This is a genomic window from Dyadobacter beijingensis DSM 21582 (genome assembly GCF_000382205.1).
GTDB lineage: Bacteria > Bacteroidota > Bacteroidia > Cytophagales > Spirosomataceae > Dyadobacter > Dyadobacter beijingensis.
This window is the reverse complement of sequence record NZ_KB907786.1, coordinates 493,090-515,573: the sequence shown is the minus strand read 5'-3', so window position 1 is coordinate 515,573 and position 22,484 is coordinate 493,090. Positions and strand designations below refer to the sequence as shown.

Annotated in this window: 20 protein-coding genes; 7 read left to right on the top strand and 13 right to left on the bottom strand. The window is 51.6% G+C overall.

Annotation, left to right across the window (positions count from 1 at the left end; genetic code table 11):
* Positions 1-120: 120 nt before the first annotated feature.
* Positions 121-1,278, top strand: coding sequence for a DEAD/DEAH box helicase (locus H144_RS0102200; RefSeq protein ID WP_026350349.1), 1,158 nt, complete (start codon positions 121-123; stop codon positions 1,276-1,278).
* Between the two features lie 3 nt (positions 1,279-1,281).
* Here the strand turns inward: H144_RS0102200 and H144_RS0102195 are convergent, their stop codons facing one another.
* From H144_RS0102195 to H144_RS0102175, 5 genes are all read right to left on the bottom strand, one after another.
* Complete coding sequence (locus H144_RS0102195) at positions 1,282-2,397, bottom strand: sialidase family protein (protein ID WP_026350348.1); 1,116 nt, start codon at positions 2,395-2,397, stop codon at positions 1,282-1,284.
* A gap of 57 nt (positions 2,398-2,454) precedes the next feature.
* On the bottom strand, positions 2,455-3,462 hold the full coding sequence (locus H144_RS0102190; RefSeq protein WP_019940392.1) for an NAD(P)H-dependent glycerol-3-phosphate dehydrogenase: 1,008 nt from the start codon (positions 3,460-3,462) through the stop codon (positions 2,455-2,457).
* A gap of 133 nt (positions 3,463-3,595) precedes the next feature.
* A complete protein-coding gene (locus tag H144_RS0102185; protein ID WP_019940391.1) occupies positions 3,596-5,029 on the bottom strand; it encodes an efflux RND transporter periplasmic adaptor subunit in 1,434 nt (477 codons plus the stop codon).
* Positions 5,030-5,079: 50 nt separating this feature from the next.
* On the bottom strand, positions 5,080-6,573 hold the full coding sequence (locus tag H144_RS0102180) for a TolC family protein (protein ID WP_019940390.1): 1,494 nt from the start codon (positions 6,571-6,573) through the stop codon (positions 5,080-5,082).
* A gap of 116 nt (positions 6,574-6,689) precedes the next feature.
* Complete coding sequence (locus tag H144_RS0102175; RefSeq protein WP_019940389.1) at positions 6,690-7,925, bottom strand: spore maturation protein; 1,236 nt, start codon at positions 7,923-7,925, stop codon at positions 6,690-6,692.
* 136 nt (positions 7,926-8,061) lie between these two features.
* On the opposite strand from H144_RS0102175, the gene H144_RS0102170 reads away from it, so the two are divergent.
* The gene (locus H144_RS0102170) at positions 8,062-8,538 is read left to right on the top strand and encodes a hypothetical protein (protein WP_019940388.1); all 477 of its coding nucleotides are present in this window, start codon (positions 8,062-8,064) and stop codon (positions 8,536-8,538) included.
* Between the two features lie 55 nt (positions 8,539-8,593).
* Here the strand turns inward: H144_RS0102170 and H144_RS0102165 are convergent, their stop codons facing one another.
* The 7 genes from H144_RS0102165 to H144_RS0102135 all read right to left on the bottom strand — a co-directional run bounded on the left by H144_RS0102165 (position 8,594) and on the right by H144_RS0102135 (position 15,336).
* On the bottom strand, positions 8,594-9,106 hold the full coding sequence (locus H144_RS0102165) for a hypothetical protein (protein ID WP_019940387.1): 513 nt from the start codon (positions 9,104-9,106) through the stop codon (positions 8,594-8,596).
* Positions 9,107-9,257: 151 nt separating this feature from the next.
* Positions 9,258-9,977 carry a Spi family protease inhibitor gene (locus tag H144_RS0102160; RefSeq protein ID WP_019940386.1) on the bottom strand — a complete coding sequence of 240 codons (720 nt, stop codon included), beginning with the start codon at positions 9,975-9,977 and terminating at the stop codon, positions 9,258-9,260.
* A gap of 26 nt (positions 9,978-10,003) precedes the next feature.
* Complete coding sequence (locus H144_RS0102155; protein WP_019940385.1) at positions 10,004-11,590, bottom strand: T9SS type A sorting domain-containing protein; 1,587 nt, start codon at positions 11,588-11,590, stop codon at positions 10,004-10,006.
* Positions 11,591-11,609: 19 nt separating this feature from the next.
* Entirely contained in the window at positions 11,610-12,341 is a 732-nt protein-coding gene (locus tag H144_RS0102150; protein WP_019940384.1) for a hypothetical protein, read from the bottom strand.
* A gap of 92 nt (positions 12,342-12,433) precedes the next feature.
* Positions 12,434-13,015 carry a Crp/Fnr family transcriptional regulator gene (locus tag H144_RS0102145; protein WP_019940383.1) on the bottom strand — a complete coding sequence of 194 codons (582 nt, stop codon included), beginning with the start codon at positions 13,013-13,015 and terminating at the stop codon, positions 12,434-12,436.
* A 131-nt stretch (positions 13,016-13,146) separates the two neighbouring features.
* Complete coding sequence (locus H144_RS0102140) at positions 13,147-14,070, bottom strand: sugar phosphate isomerase/epimerase family protein (protein ID WP_019940382.1); 924 nt, start codon at positions 14,068-14,070, stop codon at positions 13,147-13,149.
* Positions 14,071-14,076: 6 nt separating this feature from the next.
* Positions 14,077-15,336 (bottom strand): Gfo/Idh/MocA family protein, encoded by a 1,260-nt coding sequence (locus H144_RS0102135; RefSeq protein ID WP_019940381.1) that lies wholly within the window; start codon positions 15,334-15,336, stop codon positions 14,077-14,079.
* Between the two features lie 255 nt (positions 15,337-15,591).
* Here H144_RS0102135 and H144_RS0102130 point away from each other — a divergent pair, with 255 nt between their 5' ends.
* Entirely contained in the window at positions 15,592-17,187 is a 1,596-nt protein-coding gene (locus H144_RS0102130; protein WP_019940380.1) for a Na+/H+ antiporter, read from the top strand.
* A gap of 24 nt (positions 17,188-17,211) precedes the next feature.
* Here the strand turns inward: H144_RS0102130 and H144_RS0102125 are convergent, their stop codons facing one another.
* Positions 17,212-18,738 carry a S8 family serine peptidase gene (locus H144_RS0102125; RefSeq protein WP_026350346.1) on the bottom strand — a complete coding sequence of 509 codons (1,527 nt, stop codon included), beginning with the start codon at positions 18,736-18,738 and terminating at the stop codon, positions 17,212-17,214.
* A 166-nt stretch (positions 18,739-18,904) separates the two neighbouring features.
* Between H144_RS0102125 and H144_RS0102120 the strand changes: the two genes are divergently transcribed.
* From H144_RS0102120 to H144_RS0102105, 4 genes are all read left to right on the top strand, one after another.
* On the top strand, positions 18,905-20,197 hold the full coding sequence (locus tag H144_RS0102120) for an aminopeptidase P N-terminal domain-containing protein (protein ID WP_019940378.1): 1,293 nt from the start codon (positions 18,905-18,907) through the stop codon (positions 20,195-20,197).
* Positions 20,198-20,254: 57 nt separating this feature from the next.
* On the top strand, positions 20,255-20,650 hold the full coding sequence (locus tag H144_RS0102115) for a DUF5618 family protein (RefSeq protein WP_019940377.1): 396 nt from the start codon (positions 20,255-20,257) through the stop codon (positions 20,648-20,650).
* Between the two features lie 78 nt (positions 20,651-20,728).
* Positions 20,729-21,358, top strand: a complete 630-nt coding sequence (locus H144_RS0102110) for an MgtC/SapB family protein (RefSeq protein ID WP_019940376.1) — start codon at positions 20,729-20,731, stop codon at positions 21,356-21,358.
* A gap of 200 nt (positions 21,359-21,558) precedes the next feature.
* Positions 21,559-22,482, top strand: a complete 924-nt coding sequence (locus tag H144_RS0102105) for an EboA domain-containing protein (protein ID WP_019940375.1) — start codon at positions 21,559-21,561, stop codon at positions 22,480-22,482.
* Positions 22,483-22,484 lie beyond the last annotated feature (2 nt).

Sequence of the window (22,484 nt, the reverse complement as noted above, 5' to 3'; positions counted from 1 at the left end):
GCGTTTGTACGACATGATTGTATAGAAATGCTGGTGACTGAAAATTTCTCGCTCGCGGCCGCGACAGTAGCTTTTGCACAGGTAGTCCTATCTTTGCACCGATCATTAACCAAAAACCGCATGACGGAGACCGTAACTTCCTTTCAATCGCTCGGACTGTCCGAACCATTACTAAAAACCATTGCTGAACAGAATTATACTCAACCCTATCCCATTCAGCAAGCGGCCATTCCGGCCATTTTGAAAGGAAATGACGTGCTGGGCATTGCCAAAACCGGCTCCGGCAAGACGGCGGGCTTCGTATTGCCGATCCTGGAATCGTTCCAGAACCGGGCGCATGCCAAAAACCGGCATATCACGGCGCTCGTACTCGTGCCGACGCGCGAGCTGGCAATGCAGATCGGCGCTGTTTTTCAGACATTTGGAGAAAAATTACCGCGGAAGGTCAAAACCCTGGCGGTATTCGGCGGGGTGTCCATTAATCCGCAGATGATCTCGCTGCAAAATGTGGAAATCCTCGTGGCGACGCCCGGCCGACTGCTCGAACTCATTTCTTTCAAAGCGCTCAGTCTTTCCGAAACCCGCATTCTCGTGCTCGACGAGGCGGATAAGATGCTGAATATGGGTTTCGCCGACGAAATGCGTGACATATTTTACCTGCTTCCCAAAAACCGCCAGAGCATTCTGTTCTCGGCTACCTTAGGTGATGAGGTGGACCAAATTAATAAAAACCAGCTCCGAAACCCGGTCAGAATCGAAATTGAAGAAGAAGAGCTTGACATTGAACTCATTAAACAAACCGGGTACTATGTTGACCCTGATCGCAAGGGCCCGTTGTTGAGATATCTGATTAAAAGTAGGGAAATGAAACAAGTGCTGGTATTCGTTTCGGCGACGCGCACGGCCGATAACCTCGTAGAAAAGTTGCGAAAAAACGGCATTGATGCCACGGCCATGCATAGCAAAAAAAGCCAGGGTGCGCGCACCGAGGCTTTGAATAAGTTCAAATCGGGAAAATTGAATGTCATGGTCGCGACGGACCTGGCCTCTCGCGGGATCGATATTCAGTTTCTGCCGTTTGTGATCAATTTCGAATTACCGAGGTCTCCGAAAGACTACGTGCACCGCATTGGCCGCACCGGCCGGGCCGAAAATCCGGGCGAGGCCATTTCGCTGATCTGCCCCGAAGACGTCCATCATTTCAACATCATCCAGAAAAAGATGGGCAAACGCGTTGAAATGATGGAGTCTTACGATATCGAGCTGCGGGGCTTTTGAGTGTTATTTCTTGTTTTTCGCCGCCAGATCGACGATATCTTTCTTGCTACCCGTCCAGAATGCAATTTTGCGGCGGTTAAATGTGTAGGTAACGGCCACCGAATCGCCCCAGCTGATCACGGCCGGGTAAGAATATTCGTCCTCTTTTTTGCCGGTAGCAATATCGATTTTATCCGTCCAGTTCTGGCCGTCGTCGTATGATAGGATCAGCGACAGCGGCGAGCGGGAGCCCCAGTTATGATCGTCCGGGTTGTAGGCGAGTACCAATGTGCCGTCCGGCAGCCTGGTCAGGTCGATACCGCTGTTCGGGTTGGGCAATGCAGTCTTTTTAATTTCAGACCATGTTTTACCGTTGTCTTTGGAGTCGCTGCGCCCGATGACGCCGCCCGTCGTGCGCACGAGCATATGCACCTGCCCCGGCTCGGATTCCCACAAGGTAGGCTGGATCGCGCCCTTCCCTTTGATCTCCATCGTATCGATCTTGAAATACGGGCTGGCCGTCCAGGTCTTACCTTTATCGGTACTACGGTCTACAAACACTTCCCAGCGGTTCACCTCGTTGGAGGCCCCCGCGAGCCAGTCGCCGTTCGATAGCTCGATCAGTTTATCTTTTACCGGTCCGCGGCCGCCCTTGTCACCCTTCACGAGCTCATAAGCCTCCGACCATGTTTCACCATTGTCGGCAGAAGTTTTCACCCAGGTTTCCCATTGCGCGATCTCTTTCCCTACTTTGAAATACAATATCACCTTTCCATCGGCGGTTTTTTGCAAAACCGGGTTCCAGTGCGCATCCTCGCGGATTTTGGCTACTTCAATAGGCGCGCTCCAATGGCCGGGCCTGCCTTTCGAGAGCCAGATGCCCACGTCGGGGTTCTTTTCTTCGGTACCGCCAAACCATGCTACGAGAAACTGTCCGTCGTCGAGCTTTACCAATGTGGATGCGTGACATTGCGGGAACGGGCGCTGGTCGCCGAACACAAATTCCTTGTCGTTCGCGAGCGAGTCGGCCTGCTTGTTTTCAGCCGTTTCCGTCTTTTTAGAGCCGCAGGACGTCATCACAATGGACCCCAGCAGTAGTGAGGCCGCGAGCCGGATAGTTTGCTTTCTGTTTGTTAACATGGATTAAAAAAAGGTTGAACGTTTTGCAAAATACCCGCAGGAACGGAAAAAGGGCTACTATTTGAGCAACTTCTTCAACTCGTTCATCACCGCGGCAGGTGCCTGCTCTTCGTACAGAATGCTGTACACCGCGCTGGTAATGGGTAAATTGACGTGATAAGTCTTGTTGAGCTCGTGGATACTCTTCGTGGCATAATACCCCTCCGCGATCATCTTCATTTCGAGCTGGGCCGCCTTGACGCTGTACCCGCGGCCGACCATATTTCCGAACAGCCGGTTGCGGCTGAATTGCGAATAGGCTGTTACGAGCAAATCACCCAGGTAGGCGGAGGAACTGAGGTTTCGTTCGCGCGGGTCGAGGGCCGTCACGAGGCTGCCGATCTCCTGCATGGCGTTGGATACGAGTACCGCCTGAAAATTATCTCCATACCCAAGCCCGTGCGTGATCCCGCACGCGAGCGCGACGATATTTTTCATGATCGCCGCATACTCCACGCCGTAGAGGTCGTCGAGCGCATTGGCCGTGACGTAACGGCAGGTCATCAGCTGGGCAAAATCTTCGGCCGCGGGGCATTCCGTAGACGCGATGGTGAGGTAGGATTGTTTTTCCAAAGCCACTTCCTCGGCGTGGCAAGGTCCCGCGATCACGCAGGTATCCTTCATTTCAATGCCGAATGCTTCGGCGGCCCAGTCGGTTACGAGGGCGTTTTTCTCGGGTACCATTCCTTTAATGGCCGATACAATGCGTTTTCCCTGCAAATGCTTCGCCGAAAGATGCTGCAACGATTCCTGGATGAATGCGGCGGGCACTGCCAGGATCACATAATCGGCACCTTTGACGGCGTCTGCCGTTTTTTCAAAAACCTTCACCTTTTTCGGGGAAAGCACGACGTCGCTGAGATAGCTCGGATTGTGGTTGAACTTGCGGATGTGGTCGATATCCTTCTGGTTACGAAGCCACCAACGGATCTGGACGTTGTTTTGTTCGCAAAGGATCTTGATGAGCGCGGTAGCCCAGCTGCCGCCGCCGATCACAGCGATTTTGATATGATTGAATAAACTCATTCGGAGGTAATGTCAGAATTTAGCGGAAATATGGGGCCAAAATCGATGAAAATAAAAAATCCTTGCAGCAAAGCCGCAAGGATTTTCCTTTTTAACCTAAACTAAATCGAACTTATTACTTTTTTACAACGCATCAGTTCGGGTTTTCATTTGATTTTTTCGAATCTTTTTTCGGTTCTTCCTTCTTTTTTTCCACCAGGTCACCGTTGTTCAGGTTTTTGGATACAGCTATATACGGCCCTGAGATAATCTTGTCACCGGCTTTCAGTCCGGAGAGTATTTCAATGTTTTCAAAGTCGCTGATACCGGTCTTCACTTCCTTCATTTCCGCTTTGCCGTTCACATCGATGAATACCACTTCCTTGATCACTTCCTGTTTTTTGGGCTTCTTATCGTCGTCCTCGTTCGCCGGTGCATTGTTATTGCTGCCGTCGCCCGAGCCGGGAATTACCTGCGCCGTGCCTCCGCGCGTGGTTACCGCCGCGATCGGCACGGATACCACGCCGTTTTTACGCTCCGTAATGACTTCCACCGAGGCCGTCATACCGGGTTTGAACGGATAGGACTTTTTGGAGCGCGCGCTCATGAGGTCTTTGAATGACTCGTTCAGGATTTTCACTTTGACCTGAAACTCCGTCACCGCATCCGCCGATGTGCTCGCCGCCGCGGTCGATGAGGACGATAGCGAGGCAAGGCCCGCCGCGGTGTTGGCAATCTCCTTCACCACACCTTTGAACTTGCGGCCCGACGAGCTGTAAGCATCCACGTCGATCTCCGCCGTATCGCCGATCGATACCCGCACAATGTCGTTTTCATTCACATTCACCCGCACTTCCATGTCGGCCAGGTTGGCAATGCGCATCATTTCCGTACCGGCCATCTGCGAAGTACCTACCACGCGTTCGCCGGCTTCTACATTCAGCAGGGAAACAATGCCGCTCACCGGCGCGTAGATATTGGTTTTACGCAGGTTTTCCGCCGCATCCCGCATACTTGCCTCTGCACTTTTGATGTTGAAAAGCGCCGCTGCCACATTGGCTTTTGCCGATTCCACGTCCTGCTGCGCCACGCCAAAGCTCGACGCGAACGATTCGAAATCGGCCGATGAAATGACTTTATCGGCAAAAAGTTTCTTGTTTCGGTCGTAATTGGCTTTCGCCTGCACGAGGCGCGCCTCGGCCTGTGCCACCATCGCCTTGGTCTGCTCGTAGTTGGCCTTGCTCGAATTGACCGAAGCCTGCGCACGGGCCATGAGCGATTCATAGTTGTCCGGGCGGATTTTCAGCAGCAGCTGGCCCTTCACCACCGAATCGCCTTCGGCGACGTTCAATGCGATGATCTCCCCGGAAACGTCGGGGCTGAGCTTCACTTCCACTTCGGGCTGCACCTTGCCCGACGCGCTCACGCGCTCGATAATGTCCGATTTCTTGACTACCGCATACTCCACTTCCGTTGTCTTGGGTTTACCGATGAGGCCTGCCTGTTTTGCCCCAAACAAACCAACCAAGAGCAACACCACCACACCTCCCGTTATCCACCAGATCTGCTTCGAAGATTTACGTGCCATATTTTTTTGATTACGATTTTTAAGATTGGTTGCTGATAAAACGGAGAATTTTAGAAATCAGAAAGTGGGCGGTTCATATAGAAATCCAGGATTTTGGTCCTGAAAACATAATCGTACTTGGTTTGCACCAGGTTACCATTGGCCCTGTCGAGGTTTGCTTTCGCGATATTGTACTCCACGGAGTTGATCGCGCCGACGTCGAAACGTACCTGCGATACGCGGAATGTTTCCGTCAATGCGCGCACCTGGTTCACGGTGGCGGAGTAGCGTTTGGCGGCATTCGTCATGTCGATGTAGGCTTGCTCCACGTTTTTGCGGATCGTCAGCTGCACTTGCTGGGCCTGGTATTCGTAGGTTTTCTGCTGCAATTTGGCATTGGCCACATTGTATTTCGTCCTGAAATTGTTGAAGATCGGGATCGAGAGGTTCAGGTTGATGGCCGAGTTACGGTTAAAATCGAGCTGGTTAAAATAGCGGAAACTCTGTATGGAGCCGTTCGGCGCGGTAATGCGCTGTACAATGGGCACCTGTTTGTTGTCAACAATCACATACTCGGTCGTGGAAGGGACGTCGATCGTGGTGTTGCCGGAGCCGTCGCCCACGAATCGTTCTTTCGGTGCCGCGCTCGAATAGGCCGTGTAAACGCCACCGTTCAGTGTCAAGGTAGGCATTCCTGCTCCTTTCGCCAGATCGACATTGATTTTCGAAGCTTCAATGCGCAGGTTGGCCGCTTTCATTTGCGGCAGGTTGTTCAATGCGGTTTCATAAATTTCCTGGATGCTCGCATCGTATGCCTGTAAGGTCGGGTCTTTCACGGGGATCTTCACGACGTTGATCACCTCGCTGCCAGGCATGTTCATGTATTGTTTTAAATTCAGCTTGGCCGTTTCCAGGTTATTCTGGGCATTTACGAGTGCCAGTTCATCGTTTGCCAGCTGCGATTTCAAATCGAGGAGATTGCTTTCTGCCAATGTCCCTGCTTCCACCAGCTTGGCGGTACGGTCCACCTGCAAATTGGAAGCATCCACCTGACGCTGGGCGACGATAATCAGCTCTTCGTTACTCACAACCTGCAAATAGGATAGCGCGACGTTGAGCATAATGTCATTGCGCGACGCTTCCAGGTCTTTCGCGCTCGCCTGATAATTGGCGTTATTGAATTTGATATTATTACTGATCTGAAAACCGCTGAAAAGCGTCACCTGGCCACCGAGCTGGTAGTTGTTCGAGCTCACATTCTGCTGAACGAACTGGTTGGTGAAGGGATCGATGTTACGGCCGGACCGGAAACCCTGGCTGGCGCTGAAACTGATACTCGGCCACCGCTGCCATTTCGACTGCTCGTAAGTGTTGCCGTTGGTTTGAACGGTGATCTCCGATTGCTTGACCTGCGGGTTAGTTTCAAGGGCGATCCGGATGCAGTCTTCCAGCGAATAGGTGTTGGCCGGCTGGTCTACATTTTTTTGCGCGCAAACGGTTCCGGGCACGGTTACACCCCAAAACAAAGCCAAAACCAGTGCGGAATAGCGTAAAGAATGAAACATAAGCGGTTTAGAGTTAGATGATCAATATTAGTGGTTACCTCAAAATGCGACCATCCATTTGGTACGGACGGTTGCATTTCCGTGGTAAAGGGCGATTTCCGGCATATGCCTTCTAATCAGTGAAAAAACAGGTAGCCAAGCCATATTCCGGCGATGACACCGATCAAATCAGCGATCAGGCCTGCTACAATGGCATACCGCGTGTTCTTGATACCGACCGAACCGAAGTAGAGTGCGACGATATATAAGGTGGTATCGGCCGAGCCCTGGAAAATACAAACGAGCCTTCCGATGAATGAATCGGGCCCGAATTGCTTCATCGCGTCGATCATGAGCGCCCGGGCGCCGCTGCCGCTCAGTGGTTTCATCAGTGCAACGGGCAATGCGTCGGTGAAGTCGGTATTGAAGCCGGTGGTCGCAAAAAGCCATTTCAAGCCGTCGATCAGGTAGTCCATCGCGCCGCAGCTGCGGAATGCGCTGATCGCCACGAGCAATCCCACTAGATAAGGTATAATGGTCACGGAAGTAGTGAAGCCGCCTTTTGCCCCTTCGATAAATGCTTCGAATACATTGACTTTTTTATACATCCCCCAACCCAAAAACATCGCCACCACACCCAACAGCACCGAGTTGCCCGCCAGGATCGATACCGTTTCGATCTGCTCCTTCGGCAAGCCGGATAAATACCACAATATCAATGCGATCATTGCCGTCACGCTCCCGAGGCCAAGCATCACGGTGCGGTTGAACAGGTTGATCTTTTGCCATGCAGCCGTGATGATCATACTTACAACGGTGGTCACATACGTTCCCACCACGCACGGGATGAAAACGTCCGACGGGCTTTCCGCGCCCAGGATTGCGCGCTGGGCGATGATGGACAGCGGTATGATCTGCAAACCGGAAGTATGCAGGACGAGGAACATGATCTGGGCATTGGAGGCGGTATCCTTGTTGGGGTTGAGCTCTTGCAGGCTTTGCATGGCCTTCAGGCCGAATGGCGTCGCGGCATTATCAAGCCCCAGGAAGTTGGCGGAAAAGTTCATGATCATCTGGCCGTTGGCCGGGTGATCTTTCGGGACTTCGGGAAAAAGTTTGTTGAAAAACGGGCCGATAAAACGGGCGATCACGTGGATAATGCCTGCTTTTTCACCGACATTGAGAATACCCAGGAAGAACGTCATCACGCCCGTGAGCGGCAGTGCGATGTCCATCACGGCCGTTTCCGCCATTTTGAGCATCCCTTCCGTAATGGCTTTGAAAGTTTGCACATCGCCTGTAAAAATGAATTGCACGAATGCAATCAGAAAGGCAATCACAAAAAAGGAAACGAAAATATAGTTTAAAGCCATGTCTGTTTAAGGGGTGCAAAAGGCAGGTTTGGTAATAATTTCTTGATCATACATTGAGTAAAATATTTCTTTTAATGCAAATAACAAAGGTATATTGCAAACAGGTAGCCCTATCAACAAACCTCAACGATTTTCCATGAAGCATTACAGCTTTTTACTTCTTTTAGCATTATTGTGCTGCAATAAACCTGAAAAAAGCAGCGAAACCACGTCGGGCAGCGACGATTCCGGCAAAGCCATCAACGACACGATCCCGCTCACACGCGACAAAGTCGAAAACAGCCCCGTCGCGAGTTACAGCGAAAAGGTCAAAGACGACCTCAATGACTGGCGCCTGGCCGTGGACATTTACGAGACAAAGGAGACCTTCAAATTCCTGATGAAGATCGAATACATGGTACAGGAAGCCGAAGACACGCTCACGATCCCCAACTTCGGCATTATGCCCAAAGTGGAAGTCCGCAAAGGTCCGGCCAAGGAATCCTGCGTGGTCGGCTTTTTGGATAAGCAGGGGGAATTCAAGGAATACAAGCTGATTGCATTGAAAGACAAGCAGTTGAAGATTTCAACTTTAAAATACTACGCCCGGGCGCGGTATAAGGTGAGTAAATAAATTTCCGGATGCCGCGAGCAATCCACTGCGGCATCCGGAAATAGCCCATGTGCCGCTAGTTGAATTTCATGCGATAGATATACCGGATTGTGTCCAGATCTTCCCGGTAGGATGTGCTTTTCATGATGTTACTAATCATCAAACGCGTTGTAACACCCCGGCCTGAATCCCTTTCGAGCACTACCAGGATGCCTGTACTATCACTGATAGTTAACCATTGACTTTCCTGATAATGTTTCTCATCGTACCCCACACCACCAGGCGCCGCTTGAAAGGATAGCGTTTCATTCTCGTTCACATCATAGAACTTGAACCGATAGAAATAAGATTGGTCCAGAAAGACGCTGTCGTAATTGTTAATCGAATCTGTCGGTATCCAGGTAATGCGTACCAACCTTTTTTCCGCGGCTCGTTCAACGGGTATAGCTCTTCCTTGCGTTATATCTATCAGCGCAGTCATGATGTAGCGGCCGTCTGCATTGTTTAAAGCGAAGTTGTGATCATGAAGAGGCCCTACGCAGCCTTTGAGGAACAACCAATAGGTTAAGAATAAACCAAGCTTTGCCATACTAGTTGGGGATAATAATATATGCTTTCATATTACCGCTGTTATATATCATCCGTTTTGCCAGGCTCCATCCATGTCTGACAACCTGAACCTGACATCGGTATTCCAAAAGCCGGGATTATGGTGTTGTAAGTTGCACCCGTTGCTTTTCCTATGTCACGGAGCAGATGTGCAAGATTGCCGCACCACAGGGAAAAGTGCCTGACTTGGTACAATTAGGGACCGTGATCCCGGCCGGGCAATGCGCATTATATGCTTCCCATTGCCCCCACCGTGCCAGATTATGCGTCAAATGCTGCACCGTCACATTCGGTGGAATGGGATGCGTTACAAAGTATTCGCAACTCGCCTCCGGCGTCCACACTGGTTGGTCTGTCGTATGGAAACCTGCCCCTTCACCCGCCTCAAATTGCCGCCATTCGTTGATGATATTAATGTGTGCTTCTGTGTTCTGCCTCACGCCGGCTGCATTTTCGGCGATCAAATCCTTCCAGAGCTGAATGCCGGGGTTGTCCGTACCCAGGTCGAATGTGCCGCTTTCGGAAAAGGCGAGAACGGGTTTCATGCGCTTGTCGGCGGAAAGCAGCAGGAACCCCAGGTCGTTTTTGCAGGTAATCACAAAAAATATCAGACGGCCCTGCCTGTCGGCGAAAGTTTTCATGCCCTCAGCCTCCTTCGGAATGGCTTCCGTCGTCCGCGCGTTGCGCTGCGATTTTCCTATCAATGCGAGGGCTTCGCTTTGGGTGATCAGGAATTTGTCTTTGGAAAGACGCGACTGGTCGGAACCGACGTTCACGTCTTTATCTTTCGAGCAGGCGAAAACGCACAGAAATAGTGCGCACAGCAATGCGTAGCGTTTTAAATGCTTCATAAATAGTGTGTTTAAATGGTTGAAAATCACTCCAATACTACGCGAACTTCATCCCAAGAACCGTCCCGATTCAACAGCATCAGGTAGTAAGTTCCCCGTGGCAAATCGCTGACGGGTATTTCAATCGTTCTATTCTGTTCAAATGCCGCAGTGCCGTATAATTCGGCTATTTGGATAACCCTCACTTCCTTAGCGCCGACCTCGCTTAGCAATCGGGCTACCTGCGGCAATTGATCCGTTGCCCGCCCTTTGTCAAATTGAATTTTCACCTGATCTTTCGCCGGGTTGGGGAATACCTTGTAAATCGGCATTCCTTTCGCGCAGTTATCCACGCAAATGGTGATTCCTTTTTGCACAGAACCGAAGCAGTTGCTGACGGTAATGTCGATGCCGTAACAGTTGTTGACGTAAGAATTGAAATAGGCAGTCCCGCCATTTGCATTGAGGATCGTGTTACCAGGGTCGCTCGACGTCCATATCCCAAACTGCGTCCCCGGCTCGGCCGTGTAGGCGCTCAACAAGACGCCCGCGCCGTTACACATAAAATCCGGCGAACCACCACCGTTGGCCGTTACGAGCAGCGAAGCGGGCTGCGGGGCGCTTCGTTTGACATTGATGGGGTTGCTGTTTGCTGTCGTCATCGCGCATACAGACGATGTCGCCGAAACCATTACGGTCCCATCCGAGACACCGGTAATCTGTGCGGAATTGGTGTTACCAGGAGAATTTGCAGTAATTCCCCCCGTAGATGTCCAGTTGTAGCTTGTTGCATTGCTCGCACTGGCGGTGATTGTTTGGGGGTTGCAAAGCAAAATGTCCGGTGAATTAATCACTGGCTTCGTCGGCAGGGGCCTCGTGATCGTGATGGAAATTTTGGTTCTGAAATTATTACTATCATTCCGTTTCGCCTCCACTTTAATCGTGCCTCCCTGGTTAACGTGCGTGGTGACCGTTACAGATGGTACATTAGAGGTTGCTGGCCCGGTCCAACCGTTGGGATAGAAGAAGTAGTAAGTGACTGGTGCATTCGGATCGGTTGCAACCCCTGGGATGGAGATCGTCTTCTGCGCCGCGCCGCACGCATAGAGAAGCGTGTTGTTATTGCTAAGGGTCGAGCCATTAAAAGTGATCGTCGTTGGGTCGCTGATGTATTTCACCTCAATAGGTTGCGCTTCGTTCACACCGTTTGACCGGATGCTGGTGATGACTTTGGTCTGTTTTGAACCACCCATCGGCGTCCAGGTATAGGTAACCTTCAAACGAAGTGTTTTTGTCGGAACTCCACTGCTATAATTGACGGTGTTGTTCCACCTTGCACTAAAATTTTCCACCGTTTTTGAACTCACGGCAGTCCCGCCCACGATTATCCATTCGTAAGTTACAGCAGCATTTTGCGGTACGCTACTGTTTTGAAGATCGACAACAATCTTTGGAAAGTAGTAGTACTCGTTATGATAGGTGCCTCCGCTCGGTTCCAACCCATAAAAATCAATCCCATCGAAAATAGAGCTCGCCTTTGTCCCCTGAATGTAAACTATCGGGTCAACCAACGCGAATGCACAATGAGATGCGAAAAGCAGGAAGAAGCACGCAATAACTTTGAAAGGTTTCATAATAATAGGTTGTATAATGTTAGAAATTGTAGCCTAAATTGATCGTGTACAATGGTATCGGAACCACCCCGAGTGAAGTGGTTGCACTATATGAGATTCGCCTTTCATTGAAATGGCTGCTAGCTATGTCTTTGGAATAGGTAAGCAGAAAGTGACTCTCGATAGACAGGCTAATGCGATGATTTAAAGCAAGCCTGGCACCTGTGAAGGCACCAAGCCAAACCAAGTCATGCCTTAATTTGAGAACCTGAGTCCCTCTCATGGAAACACCGTTCTCGTCTTCAAAAAGTTGATCATGCAATGTCACCTTACTTAGGCTAAAATGCGTAGCGAGATCGCAGCCGGTAAACAGACTCGTTCGCCCGCTCGTGTACTGCCATTCGTGCCCAAGGGCAAACATGGGTTCCCAAAAAACGTTGTCAACCTTACCGTGTGAGCTATTCACGGTATCGGGAATCGTACTCTGTTGGATGTGATTCACATAGGGGCTTGCAAGAAAACGCCATGCTCTGTTTTTTGGCAGCGTTCCGTAATTCAGCTTCAACAAAAAAGGATATGTGGCCCTTCCGTTCGCATTCTGGACTAGGATTGAATGAACATTGACATTCAACTCCCAACGATGCCTTTTCACATCCTGATCAATATATTCTTTCACTTTCGCTACGGCGGCGACAGGCTGGCCTCTTGCCATTCCACGAGCCAAAATCAGGGCGAAAAACCCACATGTAAGTGCGTGTATAATCTGTTTCATAACTAAGTGTGCTTTTGAATACAAATAAAACTACTCTTTACGACACCCATTCTGGGAAAACCCAGGATCGGACCTGTAAAAAGGAAGGAAATTCAGCGCCGGGCTTTGAGTTTGCTGACGTAGTTCTCCGAAATGCCCAGGTAGGAGGCGATGTACTTCTGCGGGACGCGGCGGAATAGGTCGCCGGAGCGGGTGCGAAATGCTTCGAGCCGCTCCGGGGCGGAGAGTGTGCGGAGTTCGCGGAGCTGCTGCATGTGCGACAGGCAGAAGTGTTCGGCGATCATCCGGCCGATGCTGTTCGTCTCAGGGTAATGCTCGTAAAGACTGTAGAGATCTGTGCGGGAGATGTAGATGACCTCGGATGCTTCCAGGGTTTCGATGCACTCGCGGGCCGGTGTTTGCCGGAGGAAGCTTTCGGCGCTGATAAAGAATTCGTTAGGGGCTGCAAACCATTCCGTAAAGTCGAGTAAGCCGCCGTGACCGTCGTCTATGGCATGAAAACCCCTGACCAGGCCGCTGCCCAGAAACCAGAGTTTATCGCAGCAATCGCCTTCCGATAGCAGCAACTTACCTTTCGGGACGCGGATGATTTTCGTGTATTTCAAAAAACCGGCGAGTACGCATTCGGGCACGGGCAAGACGCTTTTCAGCGAATCGATCACTTCGTGGTACATATGATATAGTGTGTTACAATGTGCTGATGTTACCGCAAGTTGAAAATTTCCAACCACATTTCTATGCTACAAAACAGGCACAAAAAAAGCCCGGAAGAACCGGGCTTTATGACGATTTGTAACAACCGTAATTACGCATTGAAAACCAAATCCATCTTCTCACGGATGGTCAATAAACGTTTGCGGTCGCCGCCTGAAACTTCGGCGGATGCCCAGCCGGAATAGCCGATTTTCTGCAATGCCTTATTCACTTCGGCCCAGTTACAGTCGCCTTCCATGAATTCCACATCGAAGCCTTTCCAGAGGCCCAGGTCGTTTTGTTTTTTAAAGCTGAATTCCTTCAAATCCAGTTTGAGAATGCGCTTGTTCAATGCTTCGATCCACGAAACGGGCCAGCTGTAACGGAGCACGTTGCCCACGTCGAAATACCAGCCTACCATCGGGTGCTTGAACTCGTCGACGTAGCGCGCTGCTTCCAGCGGGCTGAGCAAAAACTGGTTCCAAACGTTCTCGAACGCGATTTTGACGCCTGTTTTTTCACACACAGGTAACAGCTTCCGGATTTCCGCCTGCGAGCGCTCGTACGCTTCCGCGTAGGTGACGTTCGCATTCACGACGCCCGGCACTACGAGAACGGTCGTCCCGCCGTACTGTTTCGTATCGTACAATGCCTTTTCGATGGACTTGACGCATTCTTCGCGCTTTTTTGGGTCCGGGTCCGACAATGGGAGCTTCCAGTGCATGGAGTTGACCGTCCCGGGCAGTTCGAGACCGGTTTTATCGCGGGCGGCCAGCACTTCCTTCATATCCAGCTTGTCGGGCGAGTCGAGTTCGACGCCGTCGTAGCCGAGGTCTTTCAGGAGTTTGAATTTATCCATGATCGACAAATCCTCTTTAACCATACCCCATTTCAAGCTTTTTTTCACCATCGGGCGTGCCGCCGCAGGCATAGCAGTCGCTTCGGTCCCTGCGGCAGCAGCCGGCATGACCGAAGAAGCCACCGCCACGGCAGATGCTGCCATGGCGGTGTTTTTCAGAAAATCTCTTCTTTGCATGAGGTATCAGGAGAATGCAGTGATACCTGGCTTGGCCACCTCTACAACCGGTGGCTTCATGTCGAAACTGTAAGTATCGGGCCCCAGCTTCTCGGTGGAGTTTAATGCCTCATTCCAGGTGACGCGCTTGCCGGTATAGGCTGCCATTCTACCCATGATGGCGGTCAGTGTGCTGTGCGCCATGAACTCGCCGTCGTTGATGAGCTTGCCGCTCCGGATCGACGCAAACAGTTCGTTGTGCTCTGTCTGGTACATATCGTTTTGCGGGCCATCGTATTTCCAGGGATTAGCACCGGTGATTTCGTGTACGTTACGTGCACAGTTCACCATTGCCTGGCCCTTGGTACCTAATGTTTGTACGAGGTAGCTGTTTTCGCAGTTGGCCTGCTGGCGTGAGTGGTGGAAGCCTTTCACGCCGTTGTCGTAATCGTAAACGACCGAGAAGTGGTCGAAAATGTTACCGAACAATGAGTCGGTACGCACCTGGCGACCGCCCGTTCCTACTACCGAAACCGGCAGTTTACCGCCCATTGCCCAGGCCATCATGTCGATGCTGTGCACGGCCTGCTCCACGATGTGGTCACCGGCGAGCCAGGTGTAGTAAGTCCAGTTGCGGAGTACGTATTCCGCGTCCGTCCAGCCGGATACCCGTGGGAACGACCACAATGTACCCGTATCATAAGTATTATAGATTGCCGTGATGTCGCCCACCGCGCCGTCGAGGATACGTGCGAAGCTCGCGCGTTTCGGCTCGTGGTAGCGCCAGCAGAAGCCCGACATCAGGGATACATTCTTTTGTTTGGCCAATTTGGCAGCGTCCAGTACCTTGCGAACGCCGGGGGCGTCAACCGCTACGGGTTTTTCGCAGAAAACGTGCTTGCCGGCATTGATAGCGGCAGTCAGGTGCTCGGGACGGAAATGGGGAGGCGTTGCCAGGAGCACTACATCCACACCTGATTCCAGCACTTTCTTGTAAGCGTCGAAACCAATGAACTTGCGTCCTTCATCCACTTTCACTTTTGGACCGTGCACTTTGGTCAGGTTTTCGAGCGACGCGTCCATTTTGTCTTTGAAAATGTCGCCCATAGCCCACAGCACCACGTTAGGGTCTGCTTTCAAAGCCTGGTTGGCTGCACCGGAACCACGGCCGCCGCAACCGATCAACCCTACTTTCAGGGTATCTGCGTTCACGCCTGCGTAGGCGCGGTTAGGGTTCAGGATCGCGAAGGTTGGCAGCGCGCTGCCCGCCAGTGCTACTCCCGCCATTTTCAAGACATCTCTCCGAGAAGTACTCATTGCAATTAAAGGATTAGGTGATGGAATGACTGTTTTTATCGATTTTTGGATTTCTAATACCAGTGATTCAGGTTCTTAAAGGCATTAAAGATAAACAAAACCGCTATTTTTTCTGCTAATATAAACCAAAATTTCCATTTGCGTGCTCGACCACACACAAAAGTTATTACATGTTAAAGTTACAATTTATATACTTTTATATCTTCTTTCTACGGATTTTTAAATATGGTTCTTGAAAATATACTGCTCATTATCTCGCTGCTTTTTGTCGTATCCATGCTAACGATGCTGAGCGAAAAAGTGGGCATCTCCTACCCGATTTTCCTTGTCATCGCGGGCCTGCTGATCAGTTTTATTCCCGGCATGCCGCATTTCCAGCTCGAACCCGACTGGGTATTCCTGATATTCCTGCCGCCCCTGCTCTACGAAGCCGCCTGGAACACTTCCTGGAAAGAATTCTGGGCCGCGCGCAGGCCGATCGGGTTGCTTTCCATCGGGCTGGTAGTGTTCACGGCAACAGCCGTCGCCTACATTTCCCACGCGATTATCCCCGGCTTCACATTAGCGATGGGCTTTGTCCTGGGCGGCATTATCTCCCCGCCCGACGCCGTTGCGGCGACCTCCGTACTGCATGGGATCAAAGTCCCGAAACGTGTGGTAACCATCCTCGAAGGCGAGAGCCTGGTAAACGACGCTTCGTCGCTGATCGTATTCCGCGTGGCACTGGCGACCATCGAAACGGGCAATTTTGTTTTGTGGAAGGCCGGTGTCGATTTTCTGATGGTGGCTGTCATGGGGGTCATTATCGGCCTTGCGATTGCCCATGTACTGTATGTTGTGCACCGCTTTTTCCCGACCACGCCAAGCATCGACACTGCGCTGACATTCATTTCGCCCTATTTGATGTACATTACCGCCGAGCATTTCCACTATTCGGGCGTGCTGGCGGTCGTGAGCGGCGGGCTGTTCCTGAGCTTCCGGGCGCACGAGCTCTTTACCTATCAGTCGCGGATGCAGACGAATTACGTTTGGCAAACGGTCGTTTTCCTGCTCAACGGCATTGTTTTCATCCTCATCGGCCTCCAACTGCCCGAAGTGATCACCGGCCTGAACGACTACACCGTGGCAGAGCTGATCTCCTATGCGGTCATTATCAGCCTCGTCACAATCCTTATCCGCATTATCTGGGTTTACCCTGCTACCTACATTCCCAGGATGTTCGCTTCGGTGCGACGGAAGGAGCCGCAGCAGCCGAAATGGCAGCCCGTATTCATCGTCGCCTGGGCCGGTATGCGCGGCGTGGTGTCGCTGGCATCGGCATTGGCCATTCCGCTGCTGGTCAACGGCAGCCCATTCCCGCACCGCGACCTGTTCCTCTTCATCACATTCGTCGTGATACTCTTTACGCTCGTTTTCCAGGGATTAAGCCTTCCATATTTGATCAAATGGCTGAAAATAGAAGACGACGGCAACAATGCCGACCAAGAGAATGCGCTGATCAACTCCCGCCTCGCGACCGTGAGCCTGGACTACATGAAATCCAACTACGACGGCGAAATACAGGATTTCGAACCATTCCGGCTATTAAAAGACCGCTATGAGAAAATCATCGAAATGGCCGACTACAAACTGCTGCATTCGGAAGATAATGCGTCGATCGGCTATGTGCGGAAATACCGCGCGATGCTGCTGGAGATTATTGAAGTAAAAAGAGAGGAGATTGTTAAGCTAAGGCAGGAAAGAGCCTGCTCCGACGCATTGATCCGTGCCAAAGAACATGAGCTGGACCTGGAAGAAGCAAGGCTCCGAAGATCACCATAACCGGGAATGCATTCACCGAATGCCTCAATCCCATTCAACTTCCACCACATAATCACGGAGGTCGATGGTGGTAAATTTCTCGTTATTCTGGCGTTTGAGCGACACTTTGCCGTTCTGCACTTTTGCCACCTGCTGCGCGATCACGTCCTTTTCGTTTTTCTTGCGGTAGATCGCCACCATCGAATCCTGGCTCGTCACATCCACTTCGCAGGTGCGGCCTTTGGCGGTAATGAGTTTGGAATTGTTGGGCAAATAAGGCGCCTTCGCGAGCGCCAGCGCACGGGACGCCTGCGGTACGCCGTAGCCTACAAAATTGTTTCCGTAAGGATACAAGTGCGATGATTTCTCAATGAGCGAGATCAGCTCTTTGTTCGAAAGCTGGGGATTCGCTTGGAGCAGGCATGCCGCGAAACCGGTGATCACCGGTGCCGAAAGCGACGTTCCGTATAGTGAGAAGCAGGAAACATTCGGCTTCACGTAAGACAGAAACTCCGGCCCTACGCTGCTGTAACCAATGCGGTTCCAAAGCTTGCCGTTGGTAGCGCCTACCGAAAGTACGCCCTTCGCGTCAGCCGGTGCCGACACGATGCCCCAGCTCTTGTCGTCCCCCTCGTTGCCTGCGGAAACGATGATCATAATGCCTTTTTTATCGGAAGCGATCTGTGCCGCCTTCGAAATAGCGCTCGTTTTACCGTCCATTTGCGACGGGGTGTAATTTTCTTTTGGATCGGAGAAACCTTTGGCATAACCCAGCGAAGTATTGATCAGACGCACGCCCAGACTGTCCATCCACTCCATCGCCGCAATCCAGTTATCTTCCTCGCCCCGGTACTCGCGCATCGAATAGTCGGTGCGGGCGAGGTAAAACTTGGCATTGGTAGCCATGCCATACTGCATCTGGTCCTGGTAATCGATACCCGAAATAGCGGCAAGCACTTCGGTGCCGTGCATATCGGAGAATGACTCGGCGGTGCTGAACAGCAGGTCGCCGGCGCGGCCGGGCTTCACATAATCGCGGATACCGAGTATTCTTTTATTGGTAAAAACCTGTGAAAGCGAGAGCGAAGAATCCGCCCCGTAGAAACCGGCGTCGATCACGCCGATAGTAACGTCCTTCGCGGTGATATTTTCTTTCAAAAATGCATTAGCCTGTACCTGCGACATCACCGGCGCCATTTGCGCTTTTTCGATCGGCTGTGTTTTGGCTACATAAAAACCGGGATCGATCATCACGACGTCCGCCACGAAATCCAGCCCGCGCACTTTCATCGCCTGCTCGCTCGTGAGGTTCGCGGAGACGGCATTCAGCCATTTGGAACGATTGATGATTTTAACGGATTGCCCCTGCAATGCCGATTCATATGCTTTGTTGACGGGCAAATCGGTTTCATCGGAAATTGCCAGACCCAGTTTCTGACGGTTTTCGAGCGTCAGCGGGGATACGGCCGGACCGGCTGTCAGATCTTTGTTTTTCAGATAAATCCAATATTTCGGGCTTGCTGACAACACCATCGGCACCAACGCAAACGCAAGCAAAAGCAACCTTCTCATCAAGGATATTAGTTAGGTATTTGTAATCAATTTGGTATAATGAAACTATTAATCCTGCATTTCCGCCGCCATTTACGCATTTTGCATCACTGCGGAAGTTTAGAATTTTTGAACAAGATAAACGTAATTTTACAAATTAAATTACCTGATCCGAAAAAATACAGACATGCGATATTCCCCCATCGACCAAAAGCTTTTTATTGAAAACAGACGCCGTTTAACGACCCTACTGAAACCGAAATCGCTGGTGATTCTTAATGCCAACGACATTATGCCGACCAATGCGGACGGCACGATGGGCTTCAAGCAAAACAGCGACCTGTTTTACCTCACGGGCGTCGATCAGGAGGAAACGGTGCTGCTTATTTTCCCCGATCATCCCGATCCCAGGTTCCGGGAGGTGCTTTTCCTCCGCGAAACCAATGAGCTGATCGCCGTTTGGGAAGGTGAAAAACTGAGCAAGGAACAAGCCCGTGCCCTCACCGGCATTCAGAGCATTTACTGGACGCACCAGTTCGAAACGGTGTTCGGCAACATCGTTTTCGAGGCGGAAAATGTGTATCTCAATACGAATGAACACACCCGCAACGACTCGCAGGTGCAATCGCGCGACGCACGGTATATTCAGGATTTCAAGAACCGCTACCCGATCCATACCCTCGTGCGCCTGGCTCCGCTCATGCACCAGCTGCGCGCCGTGAAGCAACCGGAGGAAATTGCACTGCTGCAAAGAGCCTGCGACATTACCAAACTCGGCTTCGAACGCGTGCTGAAATTCGTCAAACCAGGCGTACACGAATTCGAGATCGAAGCCGAGCTGCTCCACGAGTTCGTCCGCAACCGTTCGAAAGGCTTTTCCTACCAGCCGATCATTGCCTCCGGCGCGAATGCCTGCGTGCTGCATTACATTCAGAACGACCAGGTTTGCAAGGACGGCGACATCATCCTGCTCGACGTGGCCGCCGAATACGCCAACTATGGCGCCGACCTCACCCGAAGCATTCCCGTGAACGGCCGCTTCACCAAGCGCCAGCGCGAGGTATATGACGCCGTACTCCGCGTTTTCAAAGCGGCAAAAGGCCTGCTCGTACCCGGCAACATCTGGGACGAATACCATCAGGAAATCGGCCGGATCATGGAAAGCGAGCTCATTGGCCTGGGCCTGATCACAAAAGAAGATATTGAAAAGCAGGACCCCGACTGGCCCGCCTACAAAAAATACTTTCCCCACGGCACCTCCCATTTCCTCGGCCTGGACATCCACGACGTCGGCAACAAATACCGCCGCTTCGAACCCGGCATGGTCTTCACCTGCGAGCCGGGGATTTACATCCGTGAAGAAGGCCTGGGTATTCGTCTGGAGAACGATATCCTGATCACGGAGAATGGAAATACAGACCTGATGGCCGGTATTCCGCTGGAAGCGGAGGCGATCGAGGAGTGGATGAATGGTAAGTGATTCTTTGTAAATTTGTTGGGTAGTATTATTATCCAACAAATTATACACACTTAAAATATGGCTAAACAACTCTCCGCGCAAGAAGCAGTAACTGAGGCGAAACGCTACCTGAACAACGCAAAGGAAATCCTGCGCGACAAAGGCGCTAAGGAAGATGGCTTTTATCAGGACTCCAAGTACGTGAAAATGGCCGGGCATACCGCTTATTCCGGCGTGCTTTTTGCGCTGGACCACTATTTCGGCAAGAAAACGAAGGGCCGGAAGGATGTGGACTGGTACAAGTCGAATCTGGCGCAGCAGGATCGGAAAATGCTGCAAACGTTCGTATCCGTTTATGAACTACTGCACCTCGTGATGGCCTATGACGGAGTAGGAGATGCCGACGTCGTAAAGGTCGGATTTCAACGGGCTGAGATCATCATAGACTGGGTGGAGTTGCGCTCTGCCGCCTGAGTCATTTGCTTACCCCCACCCACAAAGCCGGGAGATTCAGCCTCTGCCCGGCTTTATGATGAATACAAACCACATTGAATGGAACTGCTTCCCGAAGATATTTTCAAACTCCTCGTTTCCTTCACCCTCGGTGCGATTATCGGTGCGGAGCGCGAATACCGGAGCAAATCGGCCGGGCTACGGACGCTGATACTGATTGCGATGGGGTCGACCCTGTTTACGATCCTTTCTATTAAGATCAGTTCCGATGCGGGGCGTATCGCGGCGAATATCGTGACGGGGATCGGTTTCATCGGCGCGGGGATCATTTTTCGGGAGAATAACCGGGTCGTAGGGATTACCACCGCGGCGATCGTATGGGTGACTGCGGCCGTGGGAATGGGTATCGGGGCCGGGTTCTACGAGGTGACGATCATGTGCTTCGTCATTTCCGGCATGACGCTCGTGGTGCTCGCGCCCGTCCAGAAGTTTATCCGCCGCAAAAGCCAGATTCGCAATTACCGGATCATGTGCGTGTACCAGAAGCGCACCTTGAAAACCTACGAAAATCTGTTCAAAGACTTCGACCTGAAAATCCTCCGTGGCGAGCAAAGCCGTATCGGTACGCACATTACCGGTAACTGGACCTTGCAGGGCTCGGAAAAAATGCACGAAAAACTGACCCATCACCTGCTTAACGATACCGATATCCTCGAACTTGACTTTTAACCATCAGTTACAAATGATATTAGTTTTTCATTAAAACTGACATCAATCATGCGGCTTCGGGAGCCAAAAAGCCGCTTTTCAACGTTATAAATGGCCGGCCGGAAACTTTATACCGCTAAACAGGCATTATACCAATAACCCAGCGTTCAGAAAGATTTGTGTGGTGATGCACCGCGTGAATAGGAGCACAGACAACCGTTATGTCCGACATCATTAAACAGAAAATTTGGGAGATCATCGCATCGCACACATCCCCGGCCGAGGTCGAATGGTTGCAGCAAAAAAGCGTATCCACGCCGGGCGTATCCACGCCGGGCGTATCCACGCCGGGCGTATCCACGCCGGGCGCATCCACGCGCGGATCTTCCGCCCCCATTGAACTCATGACCGCCTTCGTGGCAGCCCCCAGGTTCTTATCCAAAAAAATCATCAATACCTCCGAAGCCGAACAGGCTGCATTGAACCTCGAAATCCCCGGATTTTCGGTGAATGGATGGTCGCTCGTGCGCCTGAGCCGCGTGTGGCTGCTCACCCAGCTTGACCCTTCGGATAAGGAAGATTATACTAAAAGCATTGAAACGCTGTTCGATACGGCAGAAATGAATGAGCTGGTGGCACTGTATTCGGCATTACCGCTCCTGTCCTACCCCGATCAATGGCTTTTCCGCGCGACGGACGCCGTGCGGTCGAATATGGGTTTCGTGTTCGACGCCATTGCATTGCATAACCCGTTCCCTGAGCAATATTTCAGCGAGCTCGCCTGGAACCAGCTGGTGCTCAAAACGATATTCAACGATAAACCCATCCATTTCATCGAAGGGCTGGAAAACCGTATGAATGAAAAACTTGCCGTAACGCTCTCCGACTTCGCGCACGAGCGCTGGGCGGCCGGGCGCAGCGTACCGGCGCAGGTGTGGCGCCTCACAGGCAAGTACCTGAACCCCGCATTGCTCGCCGATATGCAGCATCTGTTTGATTCGGAAAAAGAGGAAGACCGCCAGGCAGCCGCATTGGCCTGTGGCGAAGCGACACTCCCCGCCGCCAACTACCTGTTGGCGAAATACACCGATCTGGAAAAATCCGTAAAATCCGGCGCATTGACCTGGGCCGACCTCGAACACTGATA